Below are 12,037 nucleotides of genomic sequence, written 5' to 3'. Positions count from 1 at the left end.
CGACCCTGTCGCTAACCATGTTGGTGTAGAAATTAACATGGATCCTGGGGTCGCTGCCTGGATAGGTTGGGGGCTTGGGCCAGCCCTGGGCAATGGGGCTTGCTGGTGGCGTCCGTAGAACAGAGTCTATGAGAGAATCTCTCGGCCCAACCGTGGGAAAAGTGTCGAGCATGTTAAAAGTAGACGAAAATGAGATCTCGATAGGATGCCAGTTTGCCTATCGACTGTTGTCGCTATAGTGGCTGAACACCATGCTGGATCCCCTTTTGGAAGAGAAAATCCGTGAGCAAATCCGCACCCACAAGGTGCTCATCTACATGAAGGGCACCCCGGAAATGCCCCAATGTGGGTTTTCCTATGCCGCCGTTCGTGTGCTGGATAGTTTGGGCTTCCCCTACACGGCGATTAACGTACTCGAGGATCCTGAGATCCGCCAGGGGATTAAAGAGTTTTCCAACTGGCCTACTATCCCGCAGATTTATATTGATGGGGAGTTTGTGGGCGGTTGCGACATCATCCAAGAGATGCACGCCCGCAACGAGCTGCGTCCGCTGGTCGAGGCAGCCTTTGCTAAGGCCACGGCTCAATCTTAAGGGATCCCATCTCATCCAGAGGGGTTGCCATGCTTACCCCCGACTACCTTCGGCAGCACCTGATGGAGAAGCTGCAGGCTCTTCATGTGCAGGTGGAGGATGAGTCCCACCTTCACATCGGCCACGGGGGCGGGACAGGAGGGCACTACCGAGTTCAAGTAGTGTCGCCTTCGTTTGTCGGCAAAACGACCCTACAGCGACATCGCCTGGTGTATGCCGCTCTGGCGGAACACATGGGGCGGAGCATTCATGCTTTGGCCCTGCAAACTTACAGCCCTGAAGAGGTTTCTGCGCAAGGGATCCCTGAGGAGATCAGCTAGCATAGAGGGCAAAATCGCGGCCCCATCAGGGCAGAGGAGGGAGCATGGCAACTCTTTTGGCCACCTGGCTGATGTCAGCCTTGAGTGTAATGATCCTGGCTTGGCTTTTGCCCGGGATCCACGTCTCCGGGTTTGGCGGGGCTTTGGTGGCGGCTCTGGCCATTGGTCTGGTCAATGGTTTGGTTAGGCCGATTCTCCGGCTGATCACCCTGCCGATTACGGTTCTTACCCTGGGTTTGTTTTGGCTGATTTTGAACGGCATTTGTCTAGCCATTGCCGATAAGCTGGCCGGGAACGCTTTCAATATCGATAACTTCGGTTGGGCGTTCGTCGGCGCGATTGTACTTTCCATCGTCAGTGGCTTGGTTCAGCAGGTTTTTGAGCAAGGTGCGCCGAACTGACTCTGTCTGGAGCTGCCAAGGGCCAGGGTTGATATTGCTGTTCTCGAAAGAATTGCGGCAACACTTTATTCAGTTATTCAGTGAGCAATCTCTTCAGTAACTTTTAAGGCTCAGCTCAGATCCTTGGTTAGATAGTCATCCAGAGAGGCTTCCTGAAGAGTAGGCTGGGAGAACGTCAATACGCTACCCGGTGGCAGCCGTCCTTTGAAGTCATCGGCAACTGCACTCTCTTGGCCCTACCTGCTCAATCGCTGCTCAAGAATCACAAGCTTCTCCATAAGAAACCTGCACAAAACCTGTAAACTACTAACCCAAAGAAGGTACTACGGGTAAGCATACCGAAAAGTTTTTACAGCAGCTTTATTCAAGGCCACTTGTAGGATTGCCTAATCAATAAAAACGAATGGGAAAAAGGCGAGGATGAAATCAATTACGCTGGGATTTAGGAGCTGGTCGGTATGAAGGCATTGCTGCTCTATCCGCGTTTTCCTCAATCGTTCTGGTCTTACAATCGCACCATCGAGATGGTGGGACTAAAAGCGCTAATGCCACCTCTGGGCTTGATCACCGTTGCTGCTCTGCTGCCCCAACACTGGGAGATTCGCTTTGTGGATCGCAATGTAGCTGATGAAACAGAAGCCGATTGGCAGTGGTGCGATCTGGTGATCTTGTCAGCCATGTTGGTGCAGAAGCAGGATTTCCACGCCCTCATTCGCAAAGCGGTGCAGTTGGGCAAAAAAGTAGCGGTGGGCGGACCCTATCCAACTTCTGTGCCACAGGATGCCCTGGAATCTGGTGCTCACTATTTGGTTTTGGATGAAGGGGAAGTGACCATACCGGCCTTTGTCAAGGCTCTAGAAGCTGGGCAAGAGTCGGGCATTTTTCGGGCTGCGGAAAAACCGGATGTAACCCAAAGTCCTTTGCCAAGGTTTGATCTGCTGCGTATGGATCAATACTTCATGATGTCAGTCCAGTTTTCACGAGGTTGCCCCTTCAATTGCGAGTTTTGCGACATCATCTCTCTTTACGGACGCAAGCCGAGAACCAAAGAGCCAAGTCAAATGCTAGCCGAGCTGCAAGCTCTCTATGACTTGGGTTGGCGGGGTTCGGTATTTGTGGTGGATGACAATTTTATCGGCAATCAGCGCAACGTCAAGCGATTTTTACGAGAGCTGATCCCTTGGAGCCAGGAGCGCAATTACCCATTTACCTTTATGACAGAGGCTTCGGTTAACCTGGCCGAAGATGAAGAACTGATGAGGTTAATGGTAGAGGCGGGTTTCTATGCTGTCTTTTTGGGCATTGAGACTCCAGACCAAGACAGCTTACAGATGACCCAAAAGCTCCAGAATACCCGCCACCCTTTGGTGGAGGCCTGTCGCAAGATCAACGATGCTGGACTGCTGATCTATGCTGGGTTTATTCTGGGCTTTGATGGAGAGCGGCCAGGAGCAGGGGAGCGCATTCAGGCTTTTGTCGAGCAAACCGGTATTCCTCAGCCAATGCTGGGCATTCTACAGGCTTTGCCAAACACACAGCTCTGGAATCGCTTGAAGAAAGAGGAACGGTTGCTGGAAGGGATCGGCGTGACTGAGTTTGGCGATCAAAATACACTGATGAACTTTATTCCCACCCGTTCTCTATCGGAGATTGCCCGAGAGTATCTGGAAAGTTTTTGGAAACTGTATGATCCTGCGCGATATTTATCTCGCTGCCTGCAACAATGCCTGAATATCGGCATCAAAGATGGCCGACGGCAAATGATGAAGCTGCCCCTCCGCAAAGGGATCCATCTGCTTCTACAACTCATCTGGCGGCAAGGGATCCTTCATCCCGAAATCCGCGCCCAATTTTGGCGGCAGCTATGGACGATTTGGCGACAGAAACCGAGCCTGCTGAACCTATATTTGGGCCTCTGCGCTGCAGGAGAACACTTTTGGGAATATCGGGAATTGGCCCGCGCCCGGCTTACCCAGCAACTGGGATACGATCCCTTGCTGGCCAGCTCATCTTGACAGTATTTCTGGGGGAATGGTCTATCGATAGAGGATGCCCGGATGGGGCCTATGCGGCGACGACAGTTGGGGGCGATGGTGCTGGGATCCCTGTGGGCTGTTTGGGGAGGCTCTCGGCAGGCCCAAACGTCCGGGCGCGGAGATTGGCTGGCCGTGGAGCTGTTCAGCCGCTGGAGTGCGGATCCCTTGGTCGAGTTGGAGCTGATGGGCCCTTTTGTTTTAAATCAGCAGCCTTTTCCAACAGGCACCTGGAAGTTACAGGTGCGCCGCCAAGAGCTCCTGCTGACCGGGCCGGGACAGCCTCGTCGCTACCAGGGATCCCTTTGGCTACAGGGGGGAGCTCTGCGCTCCCTCGCAGGGGAGGAGCGTCGCTATCGGGGCTGGGTACAGATTCGTCCCAAGGGTTTAGGTCGCCTGCATCTGGTGAATTGGGTCAAGTTGGAAGACTATCTGCTGGCTTTGGTGCCCAGCGAAATGCCTGCCGATTGGCCAGCCGCCGCCTTGCAGGCGCAAGCCATCTTGGCCCGCACTTTGGCCATTCCCCATCTGCACCCCGGCCCCAGAAGAGAATGGCCCTCTACCTCGATAAGGCTATTGCAGGATTCCACCGCCCACCAGTTCTATGGTGGCCTGGCCTATGAGACGGCGGCGACCACTGCTGCGGTGCGGGCAACCCGAGGGCAGATCCTAACCCATGCCGGCCAGCCGATAGAGGTTCTGTTTCACTCCACCTGCGGCGGTCACACCAGCGCCAATCAGGATATTTTTGCCCCACCCGCCCGCCCCTACCTACAAGGGGTGATCTGTGACGGGTGTCGCGCCTCTCCCTTCTATGGCCCTCACAGCGTCCGGCTCAGCCGACGGGAGTTGGAGCCAGCCTTCGGCAACGGCGATCTGGAGATTGTGCAGTCGGATCCCTGGGGTCGCCCTGTGCGCATTCGCGTTGGATCCCAACTGTTGACCGGCCAAGAGTTTGTGCTGCGCCTTGGCCAAACCCTGGGTTGGGGGATCCTCCCCAGCAACCGCTTCACATGGGAACGTCTCCAGCCAAAGGCCGGCCAGCAGGAAGTGTACCTTTTTACCTATCGCGGAGCCGGGCATGGGGTGGGACTGTGTCAGTGGGGATCCCGCGGCTTGGCCGAGCAGGGCTACACAGCGCCGCAAATCCTCAATCACTACTTCCCCGGCACCCAGGTGATAACGTTGAGCTGAAGGCTGTTGGCCCCGACTCCAACTCTCATTTACTCCCGTGTCCCTTGCACACCCCCATCGTCGCCATCCTGCCTACTGCTACTGCAGTGAGCTGGAACACGCCCAGATTCCCAAGCGCCAGCAGCAGGATCCCTTGCCGTTTGCAGAAGCAATGGGTTGCATTGCCAATCAGGAAGCCGCCGTGGCCGCTGCTTGCGGCCCTTGAAGCAGTTGTGTCGTCAGCAAAACTGTTACATGGCTAACCCCTAAGCCACCCTGAGCAGGCGACCTTGGGCCATCGCACCCCAAGAAGCTGACCTCAGGCGGGGGCTTTGGGGGTGATCTTCACAATGGTGGAACGGGATCCCACCTGGGCTGACCCATTCGCTTGCGGCTCTTTGGCCATCCCGCCGCCGGTGGAAGTTGTTTGTGCTTTACGCCGCTTCTGCGGCACAGCATCTCCAGCCGGCTGGGCTGTAGGGCTGCTGGAGGCAGCTTTGGCTTGGGCTTTACCTGCAGAAGCGGTCGAGCGGCTTTTCCCCTTGACCTCTGCAGAAGAGACTTCTTTTTCAGCCAGCACCTGCAGGGCCATTTCCAGGGTAACCGCTTCGGCAGGGATCCCTTTGGGCAAAGAGGCATTGACCTTGCCATGTTTGACATACAGCCCATAGGGGCCGTCGTGCAGATGAACCGGCTCGCCATCCTCAGGATGGGATCCCAGCTCCCGCAAGGGCTTGGCAGAGCCGCGCCCACGGCCTTTCTTGGGCTGGGCCAACAACTCCAGCGCCCGCTCCAGGCTGATGGTCAGCACATCCTCCTCGGCGGGCAGAGAGCGGAAATCGCCATCACAGACTACGTAGGGGCCGAAGCGGCCAATACCGGCCTGCACCTTTTTCCCCGATTCCGGGTGTTCCCCCAAGGTGCGAGGCAAGCTCAGCAACCCCAAGGCAATCTCTGGCGTGACCTGATCCGGTTTCAACCCTTTGGGCAGGGAGGTGCGCTTGGGTTTTTTGTTGTCCTCAGAAACTTCTCCCAACTGCACATAGGGGCCGTAGGGGCCCTGCGGGATCACATAGATTGGCTCCTGGGTTTCCGGGTGAAAGGCAATGGGCTTGGGGCCTTCTTGCTTCCGCTGGATCAGCTCCGCGATGTGTTCTGCGCTCAGATCGGCGGGGGGAATATCCTCCGGCAGGTTGGCGCGCACCTCTCCGGACTCGGTTTCGACCGCCACATAGGGGCCATAGGGGCCAATGCCGATCTTGACAGGCAGGTTCTCCAGATGGATGGAGCGGGCCAGGCCGGAATCAATTTCCAGCTCGCGCGCCTTCACCTGTCCCTCGAGACCCTGCTCGCCCAAGAAGAAATGGCGCAGATAGGGCAGCCACTCCGCCTGTCCAGAAGCAATGTCGTCCAGCGTTTGCTCCATCTCGGCAGTGAAGCGGGTATTCACCAGGTTGGGAAAGTATTTTTCCAGCAGCTCGGTGACTGCAAAAGCTGTGTAGGTGGGCACGAGGGCACTTCCCATCGGCCTGACGTAGCCACGGCTCATGATCGTATTCAAGATGGTGGCGTAGGTGCTGGGGCGGCCAATGCCCTCACTTTCCAACACCTTGACCAAGGAGGCTTCCGTATATCGGGCTGGAGGCTGGGTTTCGTGGGCAACGGGTTCCAGCTTCTGGCAGCGGAGGGGATCCCCCTGCCGCAACAGGGGCAGATGCACCTCCCGATCTTCCAAAGCCGCCTCTGGGTCGTCGGATCCCTCCACATAGGCGCGGAAAAAGCCGGGAAAATCGATGCGCTTGCCGCTGGCCCGGAACACCGCATCGTCTACGGCGATGAGTACGATGGTGTGGGTCTGCCGCGCCTCAGCCATTTGGCTGGCGACGGTGCGCTTCCAGATCAGGTCGTAGAGGGCCAGCTCCTGGCCGGAGAGGGGGGTTTGGCTGGGCAGGCGAAACTCTGATCCGGCAGGACGAATGGCCTCGTGGGCTTCTTGCGCCCCTTTGGTTTTGGTGGTGTACTGACGGGGCTCGGGGCTGAGATATTCTCTGCCGTACATCGACTCCACGCAGGCGCGGGCAGCGCGGATGGCCTGCTCCGACAGGTGGACCGAATCGGTGCGCATGTAGGTGATGTAGCCCTCTTCGTAGAGCTTTTGGGCAATGCGCATCGTCTGCTGGGCCGACAGGTGCAGCTTGCGGTTGGCCTCCTGCTGCAGGGTGGAGGTGGTAAAGGGAGGGGCAGGTTTGCGGGTGGAGGGGCGCTCTTCCACAGAGCTGACGATCCAGGCTTTTCCCAGCAAGCGATCCCGCAGGGCCTCGGCCTGGGCCTGATCCAACAACACCAAATCCCGCCCGGCAATGAGCTGGCCGGTGCTGGGATCGAAGTCTTGCCCATTGGCCAGGCGTTTGCCACCCAAGCTCACCAGCTCTGCTGGAAAGACAGCCTGCTGGCCGGCGACGGTCGTTTTGGGCTGCAGCTCCGCTTTGAGATCCCAGTAGGAGGCTTTTCTGAAGGCGCGCCGCTCCCGCTCTCGATCCACCAAAAGCTTGACCGCCACCGACTGCACCCGTCCTGCCGAGAGTTTGGGGGCAATTTTTTTCCACAGCAGCGGCGACAGGGTATAGCCCACCAGGCGATCCAAGATGCGGCGGGTCTCCTGGGCACGCACCAGTTGTTCATCCACCTCACGGCAGTTTTGCAGCGCCTCCTGAATGGCCTCGCGGGTAATCTCGTGGAACACCATGCGGCGGGTGGGCACTTTGGGTTGCAGCACCTGCTGCAAGTGCCAGCTAATGCTTTCCCCTTCGCGGTCTTCGTCGGTGGCCAGGATCAGCTCGTCCGCCTTCTTGAGCGCTTCCTTCAGCTCCTTGACCACCTTTCTTTTGTCCTTGGGGATGACGTAGAGGGGCTCGAAGTCGGCGTGGACATTGACCCCCAGGCGGCTCCACTCTTCTCCTTTCAATTCTTCTGGAATTTCAGATGCCGAATCGGGAAGATCCCGCACATGTCCCATCGAGGCCTGAACTTCGTACCCTGCGGGCAAGAACCCACGGATGGTACGGGCTTTGGTGGGAGATTCGACAATGACCAGCTTAGGCATAATTGAGGTTGGCAGCAATCGGCTTAGGTTGTCGCATTTCCCGCCCCAAGGATTGGGCGGGCCAGCATACACTGCAAGAGGTGCTTAAGATAGACAGCCTACTTTTCTGGAGCGTAGCAAGTCTACCTGCGCTTGACCAGCCGTCATCGGCGATGATCCGAGCGGTCTGGCCCCATCTGGCTGCTTTGCAGGACGATGAAACTACACCATTTTTCCATTCGCACCGCCGATATCTTCCGCTCCATCGCTTTTTACGAGGGGCTGGGCTTTGCGGTGGAAGAACGCTTTACTGCCGGGATCACGCTGGCCTGCTGGATGCGCGGCCCCTGGGGGCGTTTGGAGCTGATGCAAGTGCCGCAGCCCCATCCTGCCCCGGATCCCTTTGGGGATCCCCACTATGTGGGCTACTATCACCCCGCTTTTGAGGTGGGCCCCGAATGGGGATCCCTGGCCAACTACCTAGAACATTTGCGAGCGCAAGTGCCCCTTACCCTGCTGCTGCCGCCCCAGCTCCAGCAAATTGGGGGCCAGGTCTATGAAGTGGCGTTCATCGCCGATCCCGATGGCCTGCCGATCGAGCTCATTCGTCCCCAGGGATCCTCAGGAGAGAGTCTGCCCCAACGCCCAGAGGACATTAATAGATAAATAGTTGGATAACTAGTTGATGGGTTAGAGGATCTAATTTGGGTGGGAGCGGTCGTTCCCCCTTGTCCAGATCCTGGAGAGCCAACCCTAAAGCTAAGCTAGTAGAGCTTCTGGGGAACTTGAGAGAAGGGCTTGTTGGCCGCTTGTCAGTTCAGCCTCACCTGATATGAAAGCTCAGCTTCCGGTGACGATTTTGACAGGTTTTTTGGGCAGTGGCAAAACCACGCTGCTCAAGCGCATCTTGGAAGAGGAGCATGGGTTGCGCATTGGGGTTATCCTCAACGAGTTTGGCGAGATTTCCATCGATGGCGAGTTGGTCAACATGCCCGAGGGGGGGCTGATGCAGCTCAACAATGGTTGCCTCTGCTGCACGGTGCGAGAGGATTTTGAACGGGCGGCCCGCCAGCTGCTCCAGCATGCCCAGGCGTTGGACTATCTGGTGGTGGAAACCAGCGGCGTGGCGGATCCCAGGCAGGTGACGGAGCTATTTGTGCAGAGGACTTTTCATGAGGAGTTGCGCCTGGATGGCGTGGTGACGTTGGTGGATGGGGCCGAATACTGGCAGAATTTCCGGCGCTCGCAAACTGCTGCCCACCAGATCAGCAGTGCCGACATTGTGTTGCTCAACAAGGTGGACTTAATCGGCGAAGCCGAACGAGAGCGGATCCTTCTGGATCTGCGCCGCTACAACCCCGATGCCCCTTGCCTGCTCACCACCCATGCCCAGGTGCCCTTGGCCCGCATCTTGGATGTGCATGCCTTCCGCCCAGAATTGTGGGATCCCAGGCTCCCCAATGCAGAGACTGAGGCCCACCATAGCCATCACCTCGAGGAAGACGGGATCCAATCGGTGAGCTTTCAACTGCAGCAGCCGCTGGATTTGGGGGCCTTTCGCGATTGGCTACAAGACATGCCCGAGACCCTTTTTCGCGCCAAGGGGGTGCTGTGGGTTGTGGATGAGCCGCAGCGGGTTATCTTTCATCAGGTGGGCCAGCGGCAAACCCTTTTTCTGGAACGGGACTGGGATCCCGATGAGCCCCGCCTGTCCAAAATTGTGTTGATTGGCAAGGGGCTGGAGCGGGAGCAGCTAGCTGCCGGCCTCAGCCGGGTGTGTGGGGCAACCGCCGCTGGCTAAGGATCCTCTTCAGTTTTTTCGGTTTTTGGATTGGGTGATCTGGGATGGCTCGCAGCAAACTTTCAGAGCAAGAACAACAGCAAATTGTTAGCGCCTACCGCGGCTCGGCAGCGACCGCCGTCGAATTGGCGGAGCAATTTCAGGTGAGCATCACCACCATCACCCGCGTGTTGAAGGAAAATATCGCTGCCGATGAGTATCAGCGGTTGATCCATCTCAAACGCTCGGCTGCCCGCCGCAAAGACATGGGGGAAAAAGCTGTTGTTGGCGGGATCCCAGCCCCAGAGCAGCAGATTTTGCCGCTGGAGCCGGAGTTGCCTTCTCCATCTCCCTTGCCGGAGCCCCCCGCAGAGCCGAACGCAAACGAGGAAGGCGAGGATAACACCGCTGGAACAGAGTCTCTGCCAAAACTGCCCCCAGAAGAACTGCCGTTGGCGGCTGGGCTTCGGGAAGATCTGGAGGATGTGGAGGAAGAGACCGAAGAAGACCGTGACCTTGAAGACGAGGACGAAGATGAGGACGACCCTGACTATCCCTTAGAAGATGAAGATGGGCCAGAAGAGGATCCCCTCACCGATCCCGGCTATCAAATTCAGGTATTACCCCTGGAAGAGCTCACCCTACCGGAAACCTGCTATGTCGTTGTTGACCGCTACCAAGAACTGACCACCCGCCCCCTTAAGGAATTCTTTGGCTCGGGATCCCTGCCCATCGAAGGGATGGATAACGCCAATACGCTGCCCATTTTCGACAACCACAAGGTGGCCCGCCGCTTTTCCGAAATGAGCCGTCGGGGCAGCAACACCTACCCACCCTACCGGGTAATCCAGTTTCCCGGCTACATTCTGGAGATTGTGCGCACCCAACTGCAAAAGAAAGGCATCACCCATCTGCTCATGGATGGGCAGATCTACAGTCTTTGACCGGCTCCTCAAGCTCAGGAGCGGGGGATTCCCGTTACTGGCGCAGGTTTGCAGCCCTGCATGAGCGCCGTCGGCCTACTTCGCCACAGCAGCAGTACCCGTCTCCCTAGGAGCCTGGGCTGCCCCGCTCCCACGAGCCACCCACGCCAGCGGAGCTGAAGGCTCCTAACCTCAGTCTCATCGCAGGCAGAGATGGCGCCAAGCTTGCCCTCATTCCACAGCCGTCGCCGCGTATTCCAGCTCCTCTTCCACCACTTCCGGTGGGGCCTCTGCCGCTTGTCCTTGCTTAGCGGCCAGCAGTTGCTCACGGTACTTGGCTGCCATTTCCTCAGCCTTCTCGTAAACCAGCTTGGGATCCCGAATCATGTCGCCGGGATTGGGCTCCAGTTGCTTGGTGGACAGCGAGATCCGCCCCCGCTCCGCATCTAGATCGATGATCATCACCTTCACTTCGTCGTTGACGTTGAAGACGCTGTGGGGCGTGTCAACATGATCGTGGGAGATCTCGGAAATGTGCAGCAGGCCGGAGACGCCGCCAATATCGATGAAGGCACCATAGGGCTTGATGCCCCGCACCGTGCCAACCACCACCTCGCCCACTTCCAGCTTGTTCATCTTCCGCTCCACCAAGGCGCGGCGATGGCTCAACACCAAGCGGTTGCGGTCTTCGTCCACCTCCAGAAACTTCAGGGGCAGCTCTTCGCCCACCAGCTCTTCTTTTGGCTTGCGGGTGCTGATGTGGGATCCGGGGATAAAGCCCCGCAGCCCCTCAATCCGCACCAGGGCTCCACCTCGGTTGGTAGCAAAAATGGTTGAGCGAACGGTGGCATCTTCTTTCTGGAGCTGCCGTACCCGTTCCCAGGCCCGCATGTACTCGATGCGACGGATGGAAAGAGTGAGTTGTCCCTCTTCGTTTTCTTCGGTGAGGATAAAAAACTCGCGGGTTTCTCCCGGCTGCAGCATCTCGTGCGGGTCTTCCAGGCGGCTAATCGACATCTCCTGGAGCGGCAGAAAGGCAGCCGTTTTGGCCCCGATATCGATCAAGGCACCGCGTGGCTCCACCGAGAAGACTGTACCCGCCACAATTTCGCCAGGGCTGAAGTGATAGTCGTACTTATCCAGAAGGGCGGCAAAGTCTTCAGTGGTAAAACCTACATCGGCAGCGGTGAATCGACTCATAGGGGTGCAGTAACAGATCAGTTGCGCGGGATAAAGGGTAGAAGGCCAATCGAGTTTGGCAGGATCCCACTTCCACTTTCCCACCTGGGGAGGATGTGGCTGGGAAATACCATCGTAGCTTAGAGGAGCGTCTTTTGTGGCAAGTTTCCCGGCATCTTGCCAAGCTGAAAGATAGAAGATTCGGAGGAAGAGCAATTGCACTTTATCGACCAAGCCGAAATTGAAGTGCAAGGGGGAAATGGCGGGGATGGCATCGTTGCCTTCCGCCGTGAGAAGTATGTGCCGGCTGGGGGGCCATCCGGCGGCAATGGAGGGCGGGGCGGCTCGGTGATCTTGGTGGCCGATCCCGGCCTGCAAACTCTGTTGGATTTTCGCTTTCAACCGGTGATCAAGGCGGAACACGGGGCCAAAGGGGGGCCCAACCATCGCAGCGGGGCCAGTGGTGCGGATCGGCTGGTGCGGGTGCCCTGCGGTACTGTGGTGTTCAATGCGGAGACGGGGGAATTGTTGGGCGATCTGGTGGGCAAGGGGG

The 12,037-nt window shown here is 57.6% G+C and carries 11 protein-coding genes and 1 pseudogene; 10 read left to right on the top strand and 2 right to left on the bottom strand.

Going from position 1 to position 12,037, the window contains the following annotated elements; all coding sequences use genetic code 11:
* Nucleotides 1–254 precede the first annotated feature (254 nt).
* The 6 genes from grxD (at nucleotide 255) to NW843_RS03785 (ending at nucleotide 4,746) form a co-directional block, all read left to right on the top strand.
* Nucleotides 255–593: a Grx4 family monothiol glutaredoxin gene (gene grxD / locus NW843_RS03810; protein ID WP_041437553.1), complete on the top strand. Its 339-nt coding sequence runs from the start codon at nucleotides 255–257 to the stop codon at nucleotides 591–593.
* A gap of 29 nt (nucleotides 594–622) precedes the next feature.
* On the top strand, nucleotides 623–913 hold the full coding sequence (locus NW843_RS03805; protein ID WP_414329320.1) for a BolA family protein: 291 nt from the start codon (nucleotides 623–625) through the stop codon (nucleotides 911–913).
* Between the two features lie 44 nt (nucleotides 914–957).
* Complete coding sequence (locus NW843_RS03800) at nucleotides 958–1,314, top strand: phage holin family protein (protein WP_414389567.1); 357 nt, start codon at nucleotides 958–960, stop codon at nucleotides 1,312–1,314.
* Between the two features lie 458 nt (nucleotides 1,315–1,772).
* Nucleotides 1,773–3,329, top strand: a complete 1,557-nt coding sequence (locus tag NW843_RS03795) for a B12-binding domain-containing radical SAM protein (protein ID WP_414389570.1) — start codon at nucleotides 1,773–1,775, stop codon at nucleotides 3,327–3,329.
* Between the two features lie 51 nt (nucleotides 3,330–3,380).
* Entirely contained in the window at nucleotides 3,381–4,541 is a 1,161-nt protein-coding gene (locus NW843_RS03790; RefSeq protein ID WP_414522162.1) for a SpoIID/LytB domain-containing protein, read from the top strand.
* 37 nt (nucleotides 4,542–4,578) lie between these two features.
* On the top strand, nucleotides 4,579–4,746 hold the full coding sequence (locus NW843_RS03785; RefSeq protein WP_011433927.1) for a hypothetical protein: 168 nt from the start codon (nucleotides 4,579–4,581) through the stop codon (nucleotides 4,744–4,746).
* Nucleotides 4,747–4,839: 93 nt separating this feature from the next.
* Here the strand turns inward: NW843_RS03785 and topA are convergent, their stop codons facing one another.
* A complete protein-coding gene (gene topA / locus NW843_RS03780; RefSeq protein ID WP_414522161.1) occupies nucleotides 4,840–7,623 on the bottom strand; it encodes a type I DNA topoisomerase in 2,784 nt (927 codons plus the stop codon).
* Nucleotides 7,624–7,818: 195 nt separating this feature from the next.
* On the opposite strand from topA, the gene NW843_RS03775 reads away from it, so the two are divergent.
* From NW843_RS03775 to NW843_RS03765, 3 genes are all read left to right on the top strand, one after another.
* Nucleotides 7,819–8,268, top strand: a complete 450-nt coding sequence (locus tag NW843_RS03775) for a VOC family protein (protein WP_414522160.1) — start codon at nucleotides 7,819–7,821, stop codon at nucleotides 8,266–8,268.
* A 166-nt stretch (nucleotides 8,269–8,434) separates the two neighbouring features.
* Nucleotides 8,435–9,403 carry a CobW family GTP-binding protein gene (locus NW843_RS03770; RefSeq protein WP_414522159.1) on the top strand — a complete coding sequence of 323 codons (969 nt, stop codon included), beginning with the start codon at nucleotides 8,435–8,437 and terminating at the stop codon, nucleotides 9,401–9,403.
* Between the two features lie 44 nt (nucleotides 9,404–9,447).
* Nucleotides 9,448–10,326 (top strand): hypothetical protein, encoded by an 879-nt coding sequence (locus NW843_RS03765; RefSeq protein WP_414522158.1) that lies wholly within the window; start codon nucleotides 9,448–9,450, stop codon nucleotides 10,324–10,326.
* A gap of 210 nt (nucleotides 10,327–10,536) precedes the next feature.
* Here NW843_RS03765 and NW843_RS03760 read toward each other — a convergent pair whose 3' ends face one another.
* Entirely contained in the window at nucleotides 10,537–11,505 is a 969-nt protein-coding gene (locus NW843_RS03760) for a 30S ribosomal protein S1 (RefSeq protein WP_011433921.1), read from the bottom strand.
* 195 nt (nucleotides 11,506–11,700) lie between these two features.
* On the opposite strand from NW843_RS03760, the pseudogene NW843_RS03755 reads away from it, so the two are divergent.
* Nucleotides 11,701–12,037, top strand: a pseudogene (locus NW843_RS03755) (GTPase ObgE); the annotation flags it as partial.

It is taken from the genome of Synechococcus sp. R5-12 (assembly GCF_047502655.1).
Classification (GTDB): domain Bacteria; phylum Cyanobacteriota; class Cyanobacteriia; order Thermostichales; family Thermostichaceae; genus Thermostichus.
This window is presented reverse-complemented; position numbering and strand designations above follow the sequence as displayed.